The sequence below is a fragment of the Shinella sp. 1A1 genome (assembly GCF_055379515.1).
This window is the reverse complement of the sequence record NZ_AP039672.1, coordinates 933008-954264: the sequence shown is the minus strand read 5'-3', so window position 1 is coordinate 954264 and position 21257 is coordinate 933008. Positions and strand designations below refer to the sequence as shown.

Genomic DNA, 21257 nt, shown 5'->3' with positions numbered 1-21257 from the left:
ATACCGATGACCGTTAGAGAATATGGATTGTGGATCAACGGCGGGTGGCTCAAGACAGCCAGGACGATTGAACGGACTTCGCCCGCTCACGGTGCGCCGCTCGCCCGTTTCGCGGAAGGTGGCGAAGAGGAAGTCGGTGCGGCCGTCGCGGCAGCTCGGGCAGCCTTCGACAACCGGTCGATCTGGTCCGGCATTCCCGGTTCGGAGCGCGCCAAGGCTATCACCCGCTGGCTTGAACTGATCGTGCGCGACACCGACAGGCTCGCGATGATCGAGGCCGAGGAAGTCGGCAAGCCCATTCGCTTCGCGAAGGGCGAAACGGAATGGGCCATCGAGCTCGGGCGCTACGCTGCCGCTCTCGCCTACCAGATTCCGGGCGACCTCGTGAACAATATCGGGGATGCGAACCTCGGTCTGGTGAGCCGCGAGCCCCGCGGCGTCATCGGCATGATCACGCCCTGGAATTTCCCGCTCGTCACGCTCTTCCAGAAGCTTCCCTTCGCGCTGGCAGCTGGCTGCACGGTCGTCATCAAGCCGTCGGAGCTGACCGCGGGCACGACGCTGGAAGTCGCTGCGCTCGCCAGGGAAGCTGGCATTCCGGACGGCGTGATCAACGTCGTGACAGGCTCCGGCCGTACCGTTGGCGAGGCGCTCACGGGTCACCCCGGTGTCGACATGATTTCCTTCACGGGTTCGACCGTAGTCGGCAAGCGGATCGCGCAGCGTTGTGCAGAGCAGATGAAGCGCGTCGGCCTGGAGCTCGGTGGCAAGGCGGCGAACATCGTCTTCGCCGATGCCGATATCGACTCGGCCATCGACGGCATCGCATTCGGCTATATTCTCAACCAGGGTGAGGAATGCGTTCAAGGGACCCGCCTGCTGATAGAGGAGTCCATTGCCGACGATTTCATCAGGCAGCTTGTCGAACGCTCGAGGAAAATCCGTATCGGCCTTCCGGACGACGAACAGGCTGACGTCGGTGCGCTGATCCATGAGCAGCACATGGAAAAGGTACTCGGCTACATCAGGACGGGTGTCGAGCAAGGTGCAAAACTGGAGATCGGCGGCGAACGCCTGACCGATAATGGTCTCGGCAAGGGCTATTTCGTTGCTCCGACCATCTTCTCCGGCGTTACGCCGGAAATGACGATCTTCCGCGAAGAGATTTTCGGACCGGTTCTTGCCGTCACCACCTTCAAGACCGCGGAGGAAGCAATCAGGCTTGCGAACGACACCAATTACGGACTCGGCAACGGCGTCTGGACGAAGGACATCGACAAGGCGATCCAGGTCTCCCGTGAACTCAAGAGCGGGACGGTCTACGTCAATACGTTCCTCGAAACCGCGGTTCAGATGCCTTTCGGCGGCTTCAAGGAAAGCGGTCTCGGCCGCGAGAACGGCATCGATGGCCTTCTTGAGTTCACCGAGGTGAAGTCGACATTCATCAAACTGGGCAAGCGCGGCTACGCATTGCCTCACACGGTCTAATAACCATGCGGCGAATGGCTGTCTAAAGCGTTTCTCCTCCCGAGGCAGCCTTGGGCTGGTGGTGGCTCCGATCCGCCGCCGGCCCATTTTTCTTCCGGCAGGTTCGTAGAAGGTTCCTAGAAATGACTGACATGCTGCCCCTTACCGTCGCCAAGCGGCGTGAGCACGACTCTCTTGGCGAAGTCGACGTCGATGCCGACGCCTATTACGCTGCTCAAACGGCAAGGGCTTTCGCCAACTTCCAGATTTCGGGCATCCCGATCGGGCATTATGCGGTCTTCATCCGGGCGTTGGCCTTCGTGAAGAAGGCGGCGGCGCTGGCGAATCTGGAACTCGGCGACCTCGACAGGAAGAAGGCGGACGCGATCGTCGCCGCCTGTGACGACATCGCCGGCGGCAAGCTCGCGGACCAGTTCGTCCTCGACGTTTTCCAGGGGGGAGCCGGGACATCGACGAACATGAATGTGAACGAGGTGGTGGCGAACCTTGCCCTGGAACATCTTGGACTTCCCAAGGGGAGCTTCGACGTCATCCACCCGAACAACGACGTCAATCTCTCGCAGTCCACAAACGACGTCTATCCCACGGCGATCCGTCTGGCGCTCCTTCTCAGCTACGAAAGCCTGTCGAACGAACTGGCGGATATCGCGGATGCTTTCGAAGCGAAAGCAGCGGAGTTCGCGGACATCCTCAAGCTCGGGCGCACGCAACTGCAGGATGCCGTGCCGATGACGCTAGGGCAGGAATTTATGGCCTTCGCGGTAACGTTGAGAGAGGACATCCTTCGGCTCGAGGAGGCGGCCAGGCTTCTCAAGGAAATCAATCTCGGCGGTACGGCGATCGGAACGGGCATTACCGCCGATCCTCGCTACGCGGCTCTTGCCATCAAGAAGCTCGCGGAAGTGTCGTCGGTCGACCTCGTTCCCGCATCGGACTTTGTCGAAGCTTGCTGGGATACGGGAGCGTTTGTCCTCTTCTCCGGCACCATCAAGCGGACGGCGGTGAAGCTTTCCAAGATTTCGAACGATCTCAGGCTGCTTTCGAGCGGACCGCGTGGGGGCTTCGGCGAAATCAACCTGCCGCCGATGCAGCCCGGCTCGTCGATCATGCCCGGCAAGGTAAATCCGGTCATTCCCGAAGTGGTCAATCAGGTGGCTTTCCAGGTCATCGGAGCCGACCTCGTCGTGACCCTGGCGGCAGAAGCCGGGCAGCTCCAGCTCAACGCTTTCGAACCCGTCATCGTGTTCAACTTGCTGCAGTCCATCACGTTGCTGGCCAATGCAGTGAGAACCCTCAGGGAAAAGTGTATTGCCGGGATCACGGCAAACGAGGAGCGCTGCAAGGAGCATCTCGAAGCGGGTACGGCGCTCGCGACTGCGTTGACGTCGCTCATCGGATACGAGAAGGCTGCCGAGATGGCGAAGGAAATTCTCCGGAGCGGCCGCACCATGAGGGCGTTGCTGGACGAGAGCAATACCTTGTCAGCCGATCTCCTGGAACAGGTTCTCGACACGAAGGCTTTGACGCGCCCCTCGCGCTTCCGCAATCAGCCGGCAAATGGAAAATAGGCATGCCTTATCTCGACCGCTTCAAGACCATCATCTTCGACTTCGACGGTGTCATTCTTGATTCCGCACGCTTGAAGACCGCGGCCTTTGCGCAGGTATACAGCTGCGAAGACCCGGAAAAGGTCGCTGAAGTCGTCGAGTACCAGGAACATCACGGCGGAATTGGCCGACGTCAAAAGTTCGAGTATTTCGAGCGCGAGGTGTTCGGCCGACCCGGCGATGAAGCGACAGTTGAAAATCTCTGTGACCGTTTCGCGGAAATCATCGATGAGGGCATGCTCAATTGCGCGTTTATCCCCGGCGCCGAGGCTCTTCTCGCTCGTCTTGAAAACGAAATTCCGATGCACGTCGTTTCAGGAATGCCGGAGGATGATCTCAGGCTGGTAATCGAACGGCGCGGGTTGTCGCGGTATTTCCGGACCGTATCGGGTTCGCCCAAGTCGAAATATGCCGAGTTTCGGAATGTGATGCGGCTGGAGAGCGCCGAAGCCATGGAGTGTCTGGCTGTCGGGGATTCACCCACCGAGTTTCACGCGGCCCGTAAGATCGGCATCCCGTTTCTGGCGATCGTCGCGCCCGATGTGGTTGACCTTTTCCCCGCCGATGTGCAGAAGGCCCCCGATCTCACCGGGTTCGAACGCGCCGCTCGACTGGCGCGGTGACGAGCTTCAGCAAAGAAGTCCATCTCCATGATCGCAGCTCACCAAAGGCCATATCTGGCGTTTTTCCTGCTTGCTATTGCGACCGGCGCGTTCATGGCGCGAATTCCGGATCTGCAGACCAGGCTCGCGGTCAACAAGGCCGAACTGGGCATGACCTTGATCGGGCTTGCCATAGGCTCGCTGATTTCTCTTTCGGCCTCTGCTCCCATCATTGCCCGCCTCGGCAGCAAGCGGACATTTTCAATCGCGATCCCCGCGATCGGCCTCCTGCTCGCGTTGACACCGGTGTTGCCAGGCGCAGGTGCCGTGTTTGGCTGCCTCTTCCTGACCGGTCTCTTTACGGGAACGCTTGAGCTTGCGCTGAACATCGAGATTGGGCGGATCGAGGCTCAGAAGGGTGTCAGCATCATGAACCGGTCGCACGGCTTCTGGAGTGTCGGTTTCTTCGTCACCGCTGTCACGGCCTCCTTCATCCGGCAGGCTGAAATACCGATGACAACGCACATGATCGTCATGGCGACGATCGTCGTTTTGTTGTCCCTCGTCGTTGTCAAAGGGATGGAAAACGCGACCATCCCAAAGGTTGTCGAGGAGCAGAAAGCGCCCTTGGTCGCCTTTCCCACGCTTTCGCTTATGCCGTTGTGCATCATCGGCATCTCGGCATGTCTCGTGGAGGGCGCGGGCCTGGACTGGTCGGCGATCTATATGCGGGACGTTTTCAAATCTGAACCGTTTATTGGCGGATCTGGCTTGACGCTGTTCGCATTTTTCATGGCGCTGGCCCGCGTTACGATCGATCCCGTGGTGGATCGATTTGGAGCACGCGTCGTCGCACAAACCCTCCTCACGATCGCAGCGATCGGCCTGGCAATCGTTTGGCTGTCCCCGCATGAATACGCCGCCTTGGCCGGCTTCGCGATGATGGGCGGCGGATGCAGCGCAGTCTATCCGATGGCGCTCTCTGCGGCGGCGCAAAGGACTGACAGGGCGTCGGCGGTTAACGTGGCCGCGGTCGGGCAGATGGCTTTCGTCGTGTTTTTCCTTGCGCCGCCTCTGCTCGGGTTCGTCGCCGAGGCTTGGGGCATGAGAATGTTATACGCCATATGCCTGCCCCTCATTCTCGTGGCCATTTTCGCCAGCGGTGCGCTGAACGTCCGGCGGGCGGCTAAGCCGGCGATCAGCGCGGTCAGTCACGAAACGGCTCTCTAGGGTGAATGCCCGCGGCAAGCCTCCTTTCGATATGCAGCGCTACGAGCGCCATATGACTCAAAGTCATGGAGAAACGAGTGTGCATGGCTTGATGCGAGAACCGGTTTCGGCAAGGTAGTCGCAAAACCGGGAACGCGGAGTTAGTCGTCTTGAACAGTGATAGTTTCGATTTTGTAGTCGTCGGCGGCGGGTCGGCCGGGAGCGTACTAGCCAGCCGGCTCAGCGCACGAGGCGATCGTGTCCTGCTTCTCGAGGCAGGGGGGCCGGGCCGCGAAATCTCGTATGATCTGCCGTTTCTCGCTGCGAAGCTGTTCTCGTTCAAGCGTAATAATTGGTCGTACAATTGCGTAACCCAGAAGAACATGAATGGACGAACCCAGTACTTTCCTCGAGGGAAGATGCTCGGCGGTTCCTTCATTTTCAACGGGGCGCAGTACATTCGGGGTAATCCTGCCGACTTCGACACCTGGCGGCAGCTTGGAAATCCCGGTTGGTCTTTTGAAGATGTCCTCCCGTATTTCCGGAAATCGGAGAAATATTTCGGAGGCGACAACGCGTTCCACAGCACGCGCGGTCCGATGCCCGTCACCAAGCCGCCGATGGTCAGTGAATTGACCACGGCCTATCTGGAGGCTTGCCAGCAGGCCGGTTACCCGTTGAACAACGATTTCAACGGCGCTTCCCAGGAGGGGTTCGGAGTCTACGACTTCAACATTGCCGAAGGACGTCGCCAGACGACGGCGAAGACATTTCTTCGCCCGGCGATGAGCCGCCCGAACCTCAAGGTGGAGGTGAATGCGAACGTCCACAAGGTGATTGTCGAAAACGGCGAGGCCGTAGCCATCGAATATGAGAAGGGCGGAACGGTCCATCGCGTGCGGGCAAATCGCGAGATCGTTCTGGCTGCCGGGTCATTCAATTCCCCCAAAATTCTCATGCTTTCGGGGGTCGGTGATCAGGAGGCGCTCGGCAAGCTCGGCATCTCTCCGGTGAGACACCTTCCGGGCGTCGGCGCCAACCTGCAGGACCATGTGAACGTCTCGGTGGCGCACAGTTCGAAGAAGCCTGTTTCCATGGCATCTTCCCTGCGCATCCACTCGCTGACCTTCGCGATGATGAATAGCCTGCTTTTCAGGAAAGGTCAGGTATCGCAGAGCCCGCTTGAAGCCGGTGGCTTCTTCAACACGCAGCCCGGTGTCGAGGCTCCCGAATGCCAGGCGGTGTTCATCCCGTATTATCCAGGGCAGGGCCTCAAAATCTGGATGCCTTGGGCGGACGAACTCGAAGGGCATTCCTACGTTGTGCATGTTTGGCCGAACCGGCCCGAAAGCCGCGGGAAAATGTGGCTGAAGTCCGCCGATCCCAAGGAGGCTCCAGTCTTCGACCCGAACTTCCTCTCATCTGAATACGACATGGCGGTCACTCGTGAGGCTATCCGTGTAACCCGCAAAATCTTCGCACAGGAAGCCTTCGAGCCTTACCGCGGACCGGAGCTTACCCCGGGTGCCGATATCAGGTCGGATGCGGAGCTTGACGCCTATATCCGCAGCACCTCGGGGATCGGTCACCATACATGCGGCACGGCCAAGATGGGCCAGGATGCGATGGCCGTCGTGGATGAGAAGCTGAGGGTTCATGGCATCGCGAAGCTGCGCGTCGCCGATGCATCGATCATGCCGACAATGGTTAGCGGCAACACCAACGCCGCGACGATAATGATCGCAGAGAAAGCGGCCGACATGATGTTGGCATATTAGCCAAATCGCGAACTTCATCTTTCGGGTGCTGAAGGGAGGCCCCGGTGGCGCTCGTAATGTTTTATCGACGCTGCGATCCGTCGCCGCCCGGACTCCCACGAAGGTCGCGGCCGATCCGCTGCGGCGTTTTCTTTTCGCCAATGAACGGCATGAGAAAAAGTCATGATGAAATGACGCGGGTTATCTTGAGCGGCTATACGGGCCGCACTAGCCTGCAATCACCTGAACGACCGGAAGAGATGCGGCGTTATTCGGGACCATGTCACCGGCAGGCAATAAGAACAATCAGCGCACTTGTATCGACAACCGGCGAGAGACTTGCCGTGATTGAAGAAGGGGAATGAACCGATGAAATCTATAATCCTTGCAGCGCTACTCTCTGCAACCGCACTTTTCAGCGCTGCGACGGTGCGAGCCGCTGAGCCATCAGGAACCGTCTATCTTCTCGTGCCAAACGTGACGACGAACCGCTGGGCAAAGTTCGACATTCCGAACATCACGGCGGCGATGAAGAAATACGCCCCCGGTGTCGAGATCAAGGTCCTCAACGCCAACGACGATATGCAGCAGCAGGTCTCGCAGGCGGAGTCCGCCCTCGCCAGCGGGGCGCTCGGCATCATCCTCGCCTCCGTCGATCCGCCCCGGTCCGCGAGTATCCTCGCGAAAGCCGACGCCGACGGCGTTCCCGTCGTGACCTACGCGCATGATCCGGGTCCGGGCCCGGTCGCCTACCATGTTTCCGTCCCATTCAGCGACATCGGCGAGGCGCAGGGGAAGTATCTCTCCGAACATCTCCCGGAACATCGTCCTGTCCGGCTCGCCTATATGCTGGGCGATCCCAAGTTCGCTTTCTATCCCGAGCAGATGAAGGGTTTCGACAAATACCTCAAGCCGCTCATCGAGAATGGCACCGTCGAAATCGCCTGCCAGGCCGATGCCCTCCTGTATCTGGCCGCGAACGCACAGAAGAACATGGAACAGTGCCTCACGAAGACCAACAACGAGGTCGACGGTGTCGTCGTCATGAACGACGACACGGGCGGCGGGGCCATCGCTGCGCTGAGCGCGCAGGATCTCGTCGGCAAGGTGAAGGTCTATGGCGGCTATGATGCGACCCTCGAGGGGATCCAGCGCGTGCTCCTTGGCTGGCAGGCCGCCGACATGGCGCCGCCCTACAAGCAAATGGCCGATGCGGCCGTTCAGCTGATCGTTTCGAAAGTCAAGGGCGAGGAGGCTCCGGCCGGCATCGTCAACGGGACCTGGCCCAACAATTTCACCGAGGGCGGTGTCCCGGCGCGGCTTGAGCCGAATGTGTTCATCACCCCGGACAACGTGCAGGAAACCGTGATCGATGCCGGGCTTTTCACGAAGGAAGAGCTGTGCGGCGGCATCGGGAAGGATGCGGACTTCTGCAAGAACTGAACCGGACGGAAAAGGGGCCGTCGATAAGGCGGCTCCTCAAAAACGCATAATGGGGTCCTAGTCATGAATAAGAACGAACCTCCGATCCTGGAGGTCCGAAACGCTTCGAGACGTTTCGGAGGAGTCGCTGCCCTCACCAGGGTATCACTCAGCATATGGCCGGGTGAAGTCGTCGCTCTGGTCGGCGACAACGGCGCGGGCAAGAGTACGCTGGTCAAGACGATCTCCGGCATCCAGTCTCCCGACGAAGGCGAAATCCTCGTCTCTGGAATACCGCTTTCGCTGAAAAGCCCGCATGACGCGAACGCGGCGGGTATCCAGACGGTCTACCAGGATCTCGCCATCTGCGACAATCTCGATACGGTGCAGAACCTCTTCCTTGGGCGTGAATACTATCACCCCTGGTACAAGGGGCGGCGGCTTGACCGCGCACGCATGGAAGCGCGCGCGAAAGAGGTGCTGGCAAACCTCGACGTGAAGATCCGCGACATCAACGTGCCTGCGAACGCCCTGTCGGGAGGGCAGCGCCAATCCGTGGCGATCTGCCGTTCGATCCTGACCGACCCCCGTGTCGTGCTCCTCGACGAGCCCACGGCCGCGCTCGGCGTCGCGCAGCGCAAGCAGGTTCTGAACCTGATCGAGCGCCTCCGCGCGCAGGGGCGGGCGGTCATCGTGATCAGCCATGACCTGGGCGATGTCCAGCAGGTCGCCGATCGCGTCGTGGTCCTGCGACTTGGCAGCAAGGTGGCGGAAGTCAGCCGTGGGAACTACACCCGCGAAGAGTTGGTCGGCGCCATCACCGGGATGATCAGCAACGAGGAAATGGCTGCGCTTTCGCGTCGGGAGGAGGTGCACCATGTCTAAGCAGTTATCCGCCTTGACCACTTTCGCCAATTCCGCTCCTCAGGAAACACCGAAAATGAAGCTTGACGCTGTCTTGGGAGCACTGGCGACGCGGTATCGCATGCTGCCCGTTCTTCTTGCGCTCGTCCTCATCTGGGCCTACTTCGCGTGGGCGAACCCGCTATTCCTCAGTCCGAGGAACTTGTCGAACCTTTCGCTGCAGATCGTGACGACCGGCATCGTGGCGCTCGGCCTCATGTTCGTGCTGGTCATCGGCGAGATCGACCTGTCCGTCGCCGCGACCGGCGCGGTATCGGCCGCGATTACGGCTGGAATGGCCGTCAACCAAGGGTTCGATACCGTGACGGCCGTCGCGGTCGGTCTCTTGATCGGTGCGGCGATCGGCTGTGTGCAAGGGCTGGTGATCACCTATTTTCGAGCGCCTGCCTTCATCGTGACGCTCGGTACGTCGCTCATCCTCCAGGGGCTTCTCCTCGATCTCCTGCCCGCCAGCTCGAACCTGATTTCACTGGTCGGCCAGCCGCTTGGGAAGGTCGCGACGGTTTATCTTCCCGTTCCCGTCAGCGTGGCTCTGCTCGCCGTCGTCATAGCGCTTGGGCTCATCTTCAGCCTGCAATCTTACGCCGCCAAGAAGCGCAACGCGCTTCCTGCATCGTTCCTGTGGTCCGTCGTCGCTCCGGCCGTCGCGCTCGCAATCGTCGGCACCGTCGTCATTGCCGTCTTCAGTTCGTACAGAGGCGTTCCGCTTCTCGTCGCGTTCCTGCTCGGATTGCTCGGTTTCTTCGCCTATGTGACGACCCAGACCCGCTTCGGCGTCTACCTGTACGCCATCGGGGCGAACGCGGAAGCCGCTCGCCGCGCGGGTATCTCGGTCAAGTTCCTGCGGGTGACGGCGTTTACGCTGACCGGGATTTTTGCGGCGCTCGGCGGCATGATCGCGGCGGGGCGGGTTCTCGGCGTATCGCCCGATTCCGCCGACACGACGCTCCTTCTCGAGGCGATCGCTGCGGCGGTCATCGGTGGCGTCAGCCTCTTCGGGGGCAGGGGATCGGTCTGGGCCGCCCTGACGGGCGCGCTGGTGATCGGCAGCGTCTCGAACGGCATGCTCCTCATCAACGCTTCGACCCAGACACGCCTTGAGGTGCAGGGTGCGATCCTGACCCTGGCCGTCATCCTGGACGCCTACCTGTCCCGGAAAGCCAACAGCGGGCGCTGATTTTCATGGATGCGGCGCGCTCCCCAAGCCGCATCTTGACGCTGGGGTCGCCACACGCCTGAAAACGGGTGCAAAAGGCGGCCCCTTTTTGTCGGGAAGCGGTGTCCGGCGCGTCCTCCTAACGCATCAATTGTAGAGTTTGCTCGGCTGTTCGCTTGGCTTCGGCTCTGAGGAAGGTGCGGAATTTCTGCACACCGGGCTTACTGCGCTTTCCCTTTGGATAGACGAGGTAGTAGCGCCAGGGCGTGGGCACCGGGACGCTGTGAAGCAGGACAAGGCGTCCGGATGTGAGCTCGTCGATGACCATGAAAGGCGGCATAAGGATCGCGCCGAGGCCCGAGATCGCCGCCTCGATACCCATCTGGTATTGTTCGAAGCGCGGCCCCTGGTTCGGCTGGGGATGGTCGATGCCGACATCCTTGAACCATTCGCGCCAGGCGGTCGGCCTGTGCGTGTGCTGGATCAACGTGAGTTCGAACAGGAGCCGGGCATTTGGCACCACGCCCTTTCTGATCAGAGAGGGCGCGCACATCGGCACAAGGACCTCGTCCATGATCAGCTCCGACAGGCTGCCCGGCCACGCCTCGCTGCCGTAATGGATTGCCGCGTCGATGTTGCTTCCCTCGAATTCGAAATGACCGATCCTGCCCGTCACCGAGATGTCGACGGTCGGGTTCTGCTTGAGGAACCGTATCAGGCGAGGGGCCAGCCAGCGGCTCCCCAGGCTGGGGAGCGTCGCGATATTCAGGGATTCGTGAGCGCTCTTGTAGGTCGCAAGCCTTAGAGTCGCGGCGCCGAGTTCGCTGAGGAGAGTGGAAACCTCCTCGAAATACGCCGCGCCGGATTCGGTAAGCACCAGCCCGTGACCGGTCCGCTCGAACAGCGGTGTACCCGTGATTTCCTCGATGGAGCGCACGGCGCGGCTGACACCGCTTTGCGTGATGTTGAGCTCTTCCGCCGCCCGGGAAAAGCTTTTGTATTGCGCCGCCAGGATGAATGCCCTGAGTCCTGTCAGCGACGGCAGGTTGCCCTCGCGCTCGATGGCATCGATCGGTGTGGAACTGTCCGTTCCTGCACGCTTCATCGTCTTTCCGCCTCATGACTTTTCGTCATGGAGACACGACTTCGTTCGTATTGTCAATCAAGTCCGCCAAAGCAAAATGGCTCGCGAACAGGCAGTTTCGCGGTTGGACGAGTGCGATGGATATGAGAAACGAAAAAGCGAGGGCGCACGGCCTTCCCGCGGAAAACGCGGATGAGGCCAAGTCATATCGCCTCAAGATTTTCGATCCGCATCATCATCTCTGGGACCTGACGCAGTATCGATACCCGTGGATGGATCCGGGCACTCCATCGATCGTCGGCGATCCGGCGCCGATCCGGAAAAACTATCTGGCGAAGGACTACCTCGCCGACACCCGGGAATTCGACTTGATCGGCACGGTGCATCTCGACGGTGGATTTGATCCGTGGAATCCGGTCGGCGAGACGCGGTTCGTCCAGCAAATTCACGAGAAGAGCGGCTTCCCCAACGCCATCGTCGGCCAGGTGGCGCTCGACAATCCGGCGGCCGTGGAAATGATCGACGCCCACATGGCCGCGTCGCCGTTGCTCAGGGGCATCCGCCACATCGTGGCGTGGCACCCCGACCGCCGGATCACCTACGTCGATAGAAGCGACTACCTCCGGGACGAGAGATGGCTGCGTAACTTCAGCAAGCTCGCCGACTACGGCCTGTCCTTCGACACCCAGGTCTATCCGCATCAGATGGAGGACCTTGCGTCGATCGCCAGGGTCCACGCCGGGACCCGGATCATCGTCAACCAGGCGGGTATGCCGGACGGGTTGATCACCGGCGACTTCTCAGCCTGGAAGGCGGGAATGCGAACTCTCTCGGCCTGTCACAACGTTTCCGTCAAGATTTCCGGCTTCGGCATGTTGAAGCCGAAATGGACAGTGAAGGATGTCAGGCCTTTGATCGCCGAGCTTGTCGATCTTTTCGGTTCGTCCCGCCTGATGTTCGCGAGTAATTTTCCCGTCGACAAGCTCTTCCGTTCTTTCAAGGACATTTACCACGACTACGCGGAATGCGTGCATTCGCTTTCCGAGCCGGAGCGAGAGGCAATGTTCTGCGGCACGGCCATCGAATCCTATCGACCAGTTTTCCCAGGTGTCATCAGAAAGTGAATGCGACAATGAGCCGGACCCTTTTCAAGAACGCGTCGATCCTTGATGTGGACGCAGGAACGTTGCTGGAAGAGCGCGACGTCCTTGTCGATGAAGGGAGAATTTCCGAAATCGGCGAACCCAGACTGACCGCCTCGGATGCTAACGTGATCGACGTAAAAGGAAAGGTCCTGATGCCGGGCCTTTGTGACGCCCACGTCCATGTGATCGTGCCGATCAACAGCTTCCTGCAACTCACCAAGTGGTCGCCATTCTACACCGCACTCAGAGCCATGCCCATTCTGGAGGGCATGTTGATGCGCGGCTTCACCACCGTCCGCGACGCAGGCGGCGCGGATTTCGGCCTTGCCCGCGCGGTCGAGGAAAAACTCATTCCGAGTCCGCGCATTCTCTACAGCGGCAAGGCGATCTCGCAGACCGGCGGTCACGGCGACATGCGCGGCGTCGGCGAAACGGAATTCGACAGCCATTATTATGTCCCGAGCCTCGGTCGGGTTGCCGACGGCGTGGATGCGGTGCGCCTTGCCGCTCGCGACGAAATTCGCCGGGGCGCCAGTCAGGTGAAGCTGATGGTGGGCGGTGGAATCGCTTCCTATACCGACCCGATTCACTTCGTTCAGTTTTCGGGCGAAGAGATCCGCGCCGCCGTGGAGGAAGCGGAAAATGCGGGCAAATACGTCATGGCTCACGCCTATACCGCGCGCTGCATCCAGCACGCCGTCAGGAACGGCGTCCGCTCGATCGAGCATGGCAACTTCCTTGATGACGAGACGGCCATGTTGATGAAGGAGCGGAACGCCATCCTGGTGCCGACGCTCGTCGCATATACGACGATGTGGGAGGAGGGCCTGGAGATCGGGATGCCGCCCGAATTGCACGCGAAGATCAAGTATGTTCTGGATATCGGGTCGAACCAGTTGGAGGTCGCCCGGCGCCACGGCGTGAAGATGGTTTATGGCACTGACCTTATCGGGCCGATCCACCGTCACCAATCCATGGAGTTCAAGATCCGCGGTGAAGTGCTTCCGGCGATCGAGGTCATCCGGTCGGCGACCAGCTACGCAGCGGAACTCTTCAAGATGGAAGATCAGATCGGCAGGGTTCGCGCTGGTTTGCGCGCCGATCTTCTTGTCGTCGACGGCAATCCTTTGGAGGATTTGGGCCTTCTCCAGGATCCCTCCAAGCTGTCGATGATCATGAAAGATGGAGATATCTACCGGAACGTCATGTAGGGCGTCCGGGATTCCCGCCCCTTTCCCTCTCCTTGCCTAAGCCAATAGGGAAACTGCCGGCATGCGATCCCGGTGTCTCCGTTAGAATCTGACGAGTTGGCAGAAAGGCAATGATGAACGCGCACGCGGTGCGTATATCTGGGAAGTCGCGCTGGGTCCCATGCGTTCAAACGCCCCTGCGACGCGACCGGTTGTCTGCATTACCCGCCAGCCAGCCTCGGCAGAAGATAGATTTCCGCTCCCGCTGGCAGTTCCTTCGACCATGTGTCGCGATAGATCGTCCCGTCTATCGCGACTGCGATCCCGCGATCCATCAGCGGCGCGAGCCCAGGGAACCGTTCGCTTAACCTCTTGAACAGTTCCCTGATGTTTCTCGCCTCGATCTCGATCTTGCTGGTGCCCCCGGCCGCTGCGGCGAGCGCACCCCAGAGCGTCACCTCGACCATCGGGCCTCCTTACGTCTCAAGCGCCGCCAGAATCCGCGGCGGCGACATGGGAATATGCTGCATCCGCACACCCACTGCATTGGACACCGCATTGGCCACCGCCGCAAGCGGGGGGACGATGGAGGTTTCCCCGACGCCGCGCACCCCATAGGGGTGATTGGGGTTGGGGATCTCGAGGATCTGCGTGTCTATCATGGGCAGATCCGAACATACGGGTATGCGGTAGTCGAGAAAGCCCGCATTCTGCAGCCGGCCGTCCTTGCCGTAGATATATTCTTCGTTGAGCGCCCAGCCGATGCCTTGCGCGGCGCCGCCTTGGTATTGTCCCTCGACATAGGTTGGATGCACGGCTTTGCCGGCGTCTTGCACCACGGTGTAGCGCAGGACCCTGGTGGCCCCCGTTTCGGGATCGACCTCGATATCGCAGATATGGGTCGCGAAGGACACGCCAGCGCCATCCGCCACGATTTCGCTATGACCGGCAATCGGGCCGCCGGTGGTGCCCGATGCAGCCGCAATCTCCTTCAAGGACAGATTCGGAAGGTTTCCATGCGTTTCGCCCCTGGCGACGGCATGGCCCTTTTCCCAGGCCACGTCCTCGACCGGGATGTCCCACATCTGCGCCGCACGCGCGCGAAGGACTTTGATCGCGTTGCGAGCGGCAGAGATGGTGGCCATCGAGGACGAGAAGGTGCCGCGGCTGCCGTCCGTCATGTCGTTGTAGCCGAGGCTCGACGTATCGGCGATCACCGCTCTGACTTGCGCATAGTCGATCCCGAGTTCCTCTGCCGCCACCAGCGAGAGCGATGCGCGCGAACCACCGACATCCACCGTGCCGACCGCAAGCGAGACGGTGCCGTCCATTCCGATATTCAGGTCGGTACATGTCTGGCCGCCGAAGTTGAACCAGAAGCCGCACGCCATGCCGCGTCCCTGGTTCTTGCCGAGGGGCGCCTTCATGTGCGGATGGTTCTTTACAGCTTCCAGTGTCGGGCCGATGCCAATCGGGCCGTAGACCGGACCATAGGATGCCTTGGTCCCTTCCTGCGCCGCGTTCTTGATGCGAAAGTCCACGGCATCCATGCCGACCTTCCCGGCAAGCTCGTCTATGGCGCTTTCCACCGCAAACGCCGCCATCGGCGCGGAGGGCGCACGATACGCCGCCGTCTTCGGCCGGTTTACCAGCACCTCGTAGCCGACGGTCCTGACATTCTCGAGCTTGTAGCAGGCAAATGCGGTCATGGCGCCGACCTCGGCCCAGGATCCCGCATAGGGACCGCACGAATAGCGAAGGGTAGCATCGGCTGCGACGATCGTTCCGTCCTTCATCGCGCCGATTTTCACGTCGATCGACGTGGCGCTGGTCGGGCCGGTCGCGCGAAATACCTCGTCGCGCGTCATGACCAGCTTGACCGGCCTGCCGGCCTTGCGCGACAGCGCGAGCGCGACGGGTTCAGCCCAGACATGCGTCTTGCCGCCGAAGCCGCCGCCGATTTCCGACGACGTTACGCGCAGCTTGGAGGCATCCATGCCGAGCAGTTGTGCGCAATGCTGGCGATAGACGAAGTGGCCCTGCGTGCAAACCCACAGATCCGCCGTACCGTCCGGGCTGACATTGGCCACGCAGGCATGAGGCTCGATATAGCCCTGATGGGTCTGTTCGGTCTTGAACGTCCGCTCGACCACGAAATCCGCCTTTGCCATGCCGGCATCGACGTCACCATGTCCGAACTGGCTGCGCATCGAAACATTCGAAGCGCGATCCGGCTTCGGATCGACGCCCGTCGTGATGATCGTGTCGTTGATAAGCGGAGCATCCGCGGCAAATGCCTGGTCGACGTCGGTGACGTGCGGCAGGAGTTCATACTCGACTTCGATGAGCTTGAGCGCCTGTCTGGCGGTGCGTGCATCGATCGCCGCCACGGCGGCCACGGCGTGCCCGTCGTAGAGCGCCTTCCTGCGCGCCATGCAGTTATCGAGAATGTCATACATGGCGGCATCGCCGCTCGTGAGGTCGGGCAGGTCCGCCGCCGTCACCACGGCCTTGACGCCGGGAAGTTGCTCGGCCTTGGACGTGTCGATCCTGCGAATGACGGCGTGGGCGTGCGGGCTGCGCAAGATCCGTCCGACCAGCTGGCCGGGCATATTGAAATCGGCACCATAGCGCGCGCGGCCCGTCACCTTGTCGATGCCGTCGGGCCGGATCGGCCGCGTGCCGACGGAGGAGAAGCTGCGCGTCGCGTGGCGGGAATCGAAATTCATGGTCATGCTCCTCTCATAACGCTGGCCGCGTCCTGAACCGCACGCACTATTTTGTCATAGCCGGTGCAACGACAGAGATTTCCGGCAAGGCCGAAGCGTATTTCCTCTTCGGTGGGATCCGGATTCTTGGCCAGCAGATCCTGGGCGGCGATGAGAAAGCCGGGTGTGCAGATGCCGCACTGCAAAGCGGCATGCTCGAGGAACTTCTGTTGCAGCGGGTGAAGCCTGTCGCCCTGCGCCATGCCCTCTACTGTGGCGATCCGGCGGCCTTCCGCCTCGGCCCCGAGCACCAGACAGGAGCAAACCAGCCGGTCGTCGAGGACGATGCTGCAGGCGCCGCAGTCGCCCGTGCCACAACCCTCCTTTACGCCCATCAGCCCCAGGCGTTCGCGCAGCACTTCAAGCAGCGTCTCGTCGGGATGACAGAGGAACTCGGCATGATCGCCATTGATTGTCGTCGAAACTGCTATGCCTGCCATCACTTTTGTCCTGCACGTTGATAGGCGGTCAGCGCGACCCGCTTGGCCAGCACGCCCGCGACTTTCTTTCGGAATTCCACAGTGCCTCGCTTGTCGTCTATCGGGCGACAGGCGCTGGAACAGGCCTCGGCGAGACGGTCCAGCGTGCTGATGTCGACACGGGAACCGATCAGGATATCGGCCGCCTCTTTGACCACGAGCACCGTCGGCGCCGCGGCGCCCAGCGCGACGCGCGCTTCCTCGACGACGCCCTGATCATCGAGGGTGAGATTTACCGCGGCGCTGACGACGGCGATGTCCATCTCCGTTCGCGGTGTGAACCGTTGGTAGGCGTCGCCCGAATGCGGCCGGCGCTTGTCGAGCAGAATGGCTTCGATGATCTCGCCGGGCGCAAGCGATGTCCTGCCGGGCCCGACCGGTATCATTTCGACAGCGATCGTACGGGAACCGGTTGGCCCTCTGATCAGGGCCTTGGCGCCAGCGGCCACGAGGGCGGGCACGCTGTCAGCCGCGGGGGACGCATTGCAGAGGTTCCCGACGATCGTACAGCGCCCCTGTACCTGTTTGGAACCGATCAGGGTCGCTCCCTCGACAACGCCCGGCCATGCGCGCCCGAGCGCTGCATTCTCGCCCAGAACGGCGCAAGGCACTGCGGAGCCTATGACGAAACCTTCGTCGTTTTCGCTCACGCGTCTCAGGGCATCCACGCCTTTGATATCGATGATAAGGTCAGGCTCGATGAACCCTCCTTTCATTCTCACCAGCAAATCGCTCCCGCCGGCCAATATCGCGGCTTTGCCTGACGCTTCAGCCAGCAGGTCAATGGCATCCTCCAACGAATCTGGGCGAACATAGCGCAAAGGGCTTCTCCTCGTGATGAAGTCGGGTCGGGATGGGAGCTTGCAATCTGTTGCAAACGCCGCTGCGACGATACGGCTCTTGCCGTCGCTCGACAACGCTATGGGATGCGCTGGTTCGATACAAGTCGGGTCCGACATTCAGGGAAGCGGCTAGCGCAAGTCCGGTCAAAATACGGCCGTGGTTGTCGCGGTTCCAGGGTGCCGACGATTTCGATACGGCCTACATGCGGTCCCTCTTCGGCCATGGCTATGCGCGGGCGCGGCCGGGATATCTCCGGATGCGCGACCGGAAGTGGTTCCATATACAATTAAGGGGTAGGCTTGGTGCCGCTGCGGCTTTCAAGGCGATATCGTTGCCCTGGATAGATAATGCGCGTGATGGAGACGATGCTGCGATCCGACCAGGTCAGTCGCCGGATCATCAGGCAGGGCTCGGTTTTCAGGATCATCAGCAGCTTGCATTCCCAAGGCTGCGGAATCGTCGCCTCGACGACATGTTCGGAGCCTCTGAGGGGGGCGATGGCCGACAGGTAGGCATTCGGCGTGGTGACCGAGAAGTCCTGGCCGAGATAGTCGGGCGCTACGCCGGGATGCACATAGCGGTCCTCTATCTGCACCGGCACGCCTTCCTCGCTGTGCACGATGAGAGAATGGAAGACGGGTGCCCCGATTTCCAGGCCCAGGGCATCGGCAACATCCGGGGGCGCGGAAGCTTCCGCCAGCGCGACCACTCTCGCTTCGTGGGTGTGGCCCCGTTCCGCAATCTCGTCGGCGATGTTGCGAACCTCGAACAGGGTCGATACGCCCTTGGGCTCGGCGACGAAGGAGCCGACGCCCTGGATTCGAACGAGTTCGCCTTCGCTTGCGAGTTCGCGCAGGGCGCGGTTGGCTGTCATCTTGCTGACGCCGAGTTCGGCCACGAGCTCGTTCTCCGAAGGAACGCGATGCTTCGGCGGCCATTCCCCGCTGCGAATCCTGTCGAGAATGATCTGCTTGACGCCGACATAGAGAGGCGTCGTATCATTTGCCGCCAGCTCGTCCCGCATTTCATGGCTACGTTTCATCGTTGAATTCCCTGGCGTCGAACTCGATTGTCAAAAAAACAAATATGCATCTTGCATAACACAGATTTTCTCCTATGGTACCATATACAACCTCCCCGGAGCGAATGCGATGGTGGCAAGCCGGCGAAGAATCGGCAAGCAATAATGCTCAACGAACCTCAGAGGAGCCCTCAAATGGAACTGCGGAAAGTCTTTCTTGCCGGCGTGGCCGCTTTTGCCGCGCTTTCTGCTCCCGTCCTCGCCAAGGACTGGAAGTCAGCCACTATCACGCTCGAAGGTGCCTATGCGCCCTGGAACCTTACCAATGCGGACGGCACGCTCGGCGGCTTCGAGCCCGAGCTTGCAAAGGTGCTTTGCGAACGCGCCAAGATCGAGTGCACGCTCGTCGCGTCCGACTGGGATGGCATGATTCCGGCACTGAATGCCGGCAAGTTCGACGTGATCATGGATGCGCTGTCGATAACCGAAGAGCGCAAGAAGGTCATCGATTTCACCATCCCCTATGCCGCAACGCCGGCGGCTTTCGCGACGGCGGCGGACAGCCCCGTGGCAAACGCGACCGGAACGGGCGCGATCATCAAGATGACGTCCGGCCAGACCGGCGTGAAGGAGATCGAGGCTCTGAAGGAAGCTTTCGCGGGCAAGACCATCGGTATCCAGGCCGCGACCGTCTACGCGAAGTTCATCTACGACAATTTCGGCGCGACGTCTGAAGTCCGGGAGTACAAGACCGGCGCCGAGCGCGATCTGGACCTCCAGAACGGCCGCATCGACCTCGGCTTCGACGATGCCGTCTATTTCGGCAACGCCTTTGCCGCCGCCAACGGCGCGCTCGCCTTCACAGGCCCGGAAATCGTCGGCCCGATCTGGGGCGAGGGCGAAGGTCTCGGCATCCGCAAGGCGGATACGGATCTGCGCGACAAGTTCAACGAGGCCATCAAGTCGGCGCTTGCCGATGGAACTGTGAAGGAGCTGTCGATGAAGTGGTTCAAGGTGGACGTCAGCCCGCAGGAATAGGCGGGATACGTCGTCGCGATCCGGGTTTCCGGCAGGCCGCTGGAAGCCCGGGGCGCATTTGTCTTGATGCCGCAATCGACGGGACACGGACATGACAACCTTGGAACTCCTTGGCTTCGGCCAGAACGGGTGGGGCGCGCTGCTTCTGGTCGCCACGCTGATGACGCTCGCAGTGACGGCAACGGCGCTCTTGATCGGGGCCGTGCTCGGCACCGTGGTGGCCATTGCCAAACTGTCGGGCAACCTGCTGCTGGTCAGCCTCGGCAATATCTATACGACCGTTTTTCGCGGCGTGCCGGAACTGCTGATCATCTATCTCATCTATTTCGGCGGCTCTTCGGCCGTCACGGCCGTCGGTCAGTGGATGGGGTATGAAGGGTTCCTCGGATTGCCGTCCTTTGCCGCCGGCGCGCTCGCCGTCGGCATCATCTCCGGCTCCTACCAGGCAGAAGTCTATCGCGGCGCCTATCTCGCCATCGCCAAGGGCGAACTCGAGGCGGCCTCGGCGATCGGCATGAACCGCATGCTGCGCCTGCGCCGTGTCGTCATGCCCCAGGTGCTGCGCTTCGCCATTCCCGGTCTCGGCAATGTCTGGCAGCTCACCCTCAAGGATTCCGCGCTGATCTCCGTCACCGGCCTTGCCGAACTGATGCGCACCAGCCAGGTGGCGGCGGGTTCGACCCGGCAGTATTTCCTTTTCTACATCGTCGGCGGCATTCTCTACCTGGTGCTTACGAGCCTTTCTGACCGGCTGTTCAACCGTGCCGAACGGCGCGCAAACCGCAGCATGCCGGCCGCAGCCATGGGGCAGGCCTGATGGATATCGCCTTTCTTTCCGCCGCGATGGCCACGCTGCTTGCAGCCGTGCCCACGACGCTCCTGCTGTTCTCACTCTCGGTGTTCTTCGGCGGCCTGCTGGCGCTGGTGATCGTCACGATGCGTGTTTCCGGCAACCGCTTTCTCTCCGGCTTCGCCAAGGGCTACATCTTCGTCTTCCGCGGCTCGCCGCTGCTGATCCAGATGTTCCTCGTCTTCTATGGGCTCGGCCAGTTCGGCGTCATCCGCTATTCCTTCCTCTGGCCGTTCCTGCGCGAGCCGGTGGTCTGCGCCGTGCTGTCGCTGGCGCTCTGCACGGCGGGGTACTCCGCGGAAATCTTCCGCAGCGGCATCCGCGCCGTCTCGCCGAAGGAGATCGAGGCGGCCCGCGCGATCGGCATGTCGGGCTTCCTTCTCGTTCGCCGCATCATCGCGCCGATCGCCTTCCGTCATGCCCTGCCGGCCTATTCGACGGAAATCGTGCTGATGATGAAGTCGACCGCGCTCGCCAGCCTCGTCACCGTCTGGGAGGTCACCGGCGTCGCACAGCGCCTGATTTCGCAGACCTACCGGACGATGGAGGTCTTCCTCTGCGCCGCGCTCATCTATCTCGTTCTGAATTTCCTGATCCTGCAGGCCATGGCGCTGCTGGAACGTTCGCTCTCGAAACATCGCCGCGCGGCCCCGCCGTCGGCAGTCAAAGCCTGA

At 61.1% G+C, this 21257-nt stretch carries 19 protein-coding genes; 13 read left to right on the top strand and 6 right to left on the bottom strand.

Going from position 1 to position 21257, the window contains the following annotated elements; translation table 11 throughout:
- Nucleotides 1-6 precede the first annotated feature (6 nt).
- The 8 genes from ACZ48C_RS21170 (at nucleotide 7) to ACZ48C_RS21135 (ending at nucleotide 10186) form a co-directional block, all read left to right on the top strand.
- Nucleotides 7-1488 (top strand): aldehyde dehydrogenase family protein, encoded by a 1482-nt coding sequence (locus ACZ48C_RS21170; RefSeq protein WP_464782861.1) that lies wholly within the window; start codon nucleotides 7-9, stop codon nucleotides 1486-1488.
- Nucleotides 1489-1610: 122 nt separating this feature from the next.
- A complete protein-coding gene (locus ACZ48C_RS21165) occupies nucleotides 1611-3056 on the top strand; it encodes an aspartate ammonia-lyase (RefSeq protein ID WP_464782860.1) in 1446 nt (481 codons plus the stop codon).
- A gap of 2 nt (nucleotides 3057-3058) precedes the next feature.
- Nucleotides 3059-3718: an HAD family hydrolase gene (locus tag ACZ48C_RS21160; RefSeq protein ID WP_464782859.1), complete on the top strand. Its 660-nt coding sequence runs from the start codon at nucleotides 3059-3061 to the stop codon at nucleotides 3716-3718.
- Between the two features lie 27 nt (nucleotides 3719-3745).
- Nucleotides 3746-4927, top strand: a complete 1182-nt coding sequence (locus ACZ48C_RS21155) for an MFS transporter (protein ID WP_464782858.1) — start codon at nucleotides 3746-3748, stop codon at nucleotides 4925-4927.
- Nucleotides 4928-5076: 149 nt separating this feature from the next.
- Nucleotides 5077-6684, top strand: coding sequence for a GMC family oxidoreductase (locus tag ACZ48C_RS21150; RefSeq protein WP_464782857.1), 1608 nt, complete (start codon nucleotides 5077-5079; stop codon nucleotides 6682-6684).
- 348 nt (nucleotides 6685-7032) lie between these two features.
- Nucleotides 7033-8106 carry a sugar ABC transporter substrate-binding protein gene (locus tag ACZ48C_RS21145; protein ID WP_464782856.1) on the top strand — a complete coding sequence of 358 codons (1074 nt, stop codon included), beginning with the start codon at nucleotides 7033-7035 and terminating at the stop codon, nucleotides 8104-8106.
- Between the two features lie 63 nt (nucleotides 8107-8169).
- Complete coding sequence (locus ACZ48C_RS21140; RefSeq protein ID WP_464782855.1) at nucleotides 8170-8970, top strand: ATP-binding cassette domain-containing protein; 801 nt, start codon at nucleotides 8170-8172, stop codon at nucleotides 8968-8970.
- A gap of 55 nt (nucleotides 8971-9025) precedes the next feature.
- On the top strand, nucleotides 9026-10186 hold the full coding sequence (locus ACZ48C_RS21135) for a sugar ABC transporter permease (RefSeq protein WP_464782854.1): 1161 nt from the start codon (nucleotides 9026-9028) through the stop codon (nucleotides 10184-10186).
- A gap of 118 nt (nucleotides 10187-10304) precedes the next feature.
- On the opposite strand, the gene ACZ48C_RS21130 is transcribed toward ACZ48C_RS21135, so the two are convergent.
- Nucleotides 10305-11270: a LysR family transcriptional regulator gene (locus ACZ48C_RS21130; protein ID WP_424549149.1), complete on the bottom strand. Its 966-nt coding sequence runs from the start codon at nucleotides 11268-11270 to the stop codon at nucleotides 10305-10307.
- Nucleotides 11271-11386: 116 nt separating this feature from the next.
- Here ACZ48C_RS21130 and ACZ48C_RS21125 point away from each other — a divergent pair, with 116 nt between their 5' ends.
- A complete protein-coding gene (locus ACZ48C_RS21125) occupies nucleotides 11387-12373 on the top strand; it encodes an amidohydrolase family protein (RefSeq protein ID WP_464782853.1) in 987 nt (328 codons plus the stop codon).
- 8 nt (nucleotides 12374-12381) lie between these two features.
- Nucleotides 12382-13605 (top strand): metal-dependent hydrolase family protein, encoded by a 1224-nt coding sequence (locus ACZ48C_RS21120; protein ID WP_119254992.1) that lies wholly within the window; start codon nucleotides 12382-12384, stop codon nucleotides 13603-13605.
- Between the two features lie 200 nt (nucleotides 13606-13805).
- Here ACZ48C_RS21120 and ACZ48C_RS21115 read toward each other — a convergent pair whose 3' ends face one another.
- From ACZ48C_RS21115 to hutC, 5 genes are all read right to left on the bottom strand, one after another.
- The gene (locus ACZ48C_RS21115; RefSeq protein WP_424549152.1) at nucleotides 13806-14051 is read right to left on the bottom strand and encodes a MoaD/ThiS family protein; all 246 of its coding nucleotides are present in this window, start codon (nucleotides 14049-14051) and stop codon (nucleotides 13806-13808) included.
- A gap of 9 nt (nucleotides 14052-14060) precedes the next feature.
- Complete coding sequence (locus ACZ48C_RS21110) at nucleotides 14061-16313, bottom strand: xanthine dehydrogenase family protein molybdopterin-binding subunit (protein WP_464783967.1); 2253 nt, start codon at nucleotides 16311-16313, stop codon at nucleotides 14061-14063.
- A gap of 2 nt (nucleotides 16314-16315) precedes the next feature.
- Nucleotides 16316-16792: a (2Fe-2S)-binding protein gene (locus ACZ48C_RS21105; protein WP_119254990.1), complete on the bottom strand. Its 477-nt coding sequence runs from the start codon at nucleotides 16790-16792 to the stop codon at nucleotides 16316-16318.
- Nucleotides 16792-17652 carry an FAD binding domain-containing protein gene (locus ACZ48C_RS21100; protein WP_464782852.1) on the bottom strand — a complete coding sequence of 287 codons (861 nt, stop codon included), beginning with the start codon at nucleotides 17650-17652 and terminating at the stop codon, nucleotides 16792-16794. Before ACZ48C_RS21100 ends, ACZ48C_RS21105 begins: the two co-directional genes overlap by 1 nt.
- Nucleotides 17653-17960: 308 nt before the next feature.
- Entirely contained in the window at nucleotides 17961-18716 is a 756-nt protein-coding gene (gene hutC / locus ACZ48C_RS21095) for a histidine utilization repressor (protein ID WP_454636388.1), read from the bottom strand.
- A 174-nt stretch (nucleotides 18717-18890) separates the two neighbouring features.
- On the opposite strand from hutC, the gene ACZ48C_RS21090 reads away from it, so the two are divergent.
- From ACZ48C_RS21090 to ACZ48C_RS21080, 3 genes are all read left to right on the top strand, one after another.
- Nucleotides 18891-19733: a transporter substrate-binding domain-containing protein gene (locus ACZ48C_RS21090; RefSeq protein ID WP_119254987.1), complete on the top strand. Its 843-nt coding sequence runs from the start codon at nucleotides 18891-18893 to the stop codon at nucleotides 19731-19733.
- A gap of 91 nt (nucleotides 19734-19824) precedes the next feature.
- Nucleotides 19825-20550 carry an ABC transporter permease gene (locus tag ACZ48C_RS21085; RefSeq protein ID WP_119254986.1) on the top strand — a complete coding sequence of 242 codons (726 nt, stop codon included), beginning with the start codon at nucleotides 19825-19827 and terminating at the stop codon, nucleotides 20548-20550.
- Nucleotides 20550-21257 carry an ABC transporter permease gene (locus ACZ48C_RS21080; RefSeq protein ID WP_464782851.1) on the top strand — a complete coding sequence of 236 codons (708 nt, stop codon included), beginning with the start codon at nucleotides 20550-20552 and terminating at the stop codon, nucleotides 21255-21257. The genes ACZ48C_RS21085 and ACZ48C_RS21080 overlap by 1 nt, the downstream gene beginning before the upstream one ends.

Bases quoted from the DNA above. Each gene is read 5' to 3' on its own strand.
- ACZ48C_RS21125 (WP_464782853.1), top strand. From the start codon at position 11,387: ATGGATATGAGAAACGAAAAAGCGAGGGCGCACGGCCTTCCCGCGGAA.
- hutC (WP_454636388.1), bottom strand. From the start codon at position 18,716: ATGAAACGTAGCCATGAAATGCGGGACGAGCTGGCGGCAAATGATACG.
- ACZ48C_RS21090 (WP_119254987.1), top strand. From the start codon at position 18,891: ATGGAACTGCGGAAAGTCTTTCTTGCCGGCGTGGCCGCTTTTGCCGCG.
- ACZ48C_RS21145 (WP_464782856.1), top strand. From the start codon at position 7,033: ATGAAATCTATAATCCTTGCAGCGCTACTCTCTGCAACCGCACTTTTC.
- ACZ48C_RS21130 (WP_424549149.1), bottom strand. From the start codon at position 11,270: ATGAAGCGTGCAGGAACGGACAGTTCCACACCGATCGATGCCATCGAG.
- ACZ48C_RS21115 (WP_424549152.1), bottom strand. From the start codon at position 14,051: ATGGTCGAGGTGACGCTCTGGGGTGCGCTCGCCGCAGCGGCCGGGGGC.
- ACZ48C_RS21085 (WP_119254986.1), top strand. From the start codon at position 19,825: ATGACAACCTTGGAACTCCTTGGCTTCGGCCAGAACGGGTGGGGCGCG.
- ACZ48C_RS21135 (WP_464782854.1), top strand. From the start codon at position 9,026: ATGAAGCTTGACGCTGTCTTGGGAGCACTGGCGACGCGGTATCGCATG.
- ACZ48C_RS21160 (WP_464782859.1), top strand. From the start codon at position 3,059: ATGCCTTATCTCGACCGCTTCAAGACCATCATCTTCGACTTCGACGGT.
- ACZ48C_RS21080 (WP_464782851.1), top strand. From the start codon at position 20,550: ATGGATATCGCCTTTCTTTCCGCCGCGATGGCCACGCTGCTTGCAGCC.
- ACZ48C_RS21165 (WP_464782860.1), top strand. From the start codon at position 1,611: ATGACTGACATGCTGCCCCTTACCGTCGCCAAGCGGCGTGAGCACGAC.
- ACZ48C_RS21110 (WP_464783967.1), bottom strand. From the start codon at position 16,313: ATGAATTTCGATTCCCGCCACGCGACGCGCAGCTTCTCCTCCGTCGGC.
- ACZ48C_RS21120 (WP_119254992.1), top strand. From the start codon at position 12,382: ATGAGCCGGACCCTTTTCAAGAACGCGTCGATCCTTGATGTGGACGCA.
- ACZ48C_RS21140 (WP_464782855.1), top strand. From the start codon at position 8,170: ATGAATAAGAACGAACCTCCGATCCTGGAGGTCCGAAACGCTTCGAGA.
- ACZ48C_RS21105 (WP_119254990.1), bottom strand. From the start codon at position 16,792: ATGGCAGGCATAGCAGTTTCGACGACAATCAATGGCGATCATGCCGAG.
- ACZ48C_RS21155 (WP_464782858.1), top strand. From the start codon at position 3,746: ATGATCGCAGCTCACCAAAGGCCATATCTGGCGTTTTTCCTGCTTGCT.
- ACZ48C_RS21170 (WP_464782861.1), top strand. From the start codon at position 7: ATGACCGTTAGAGAATATGGATTGTGGATCAACGGCGGGTGGCTCAAG.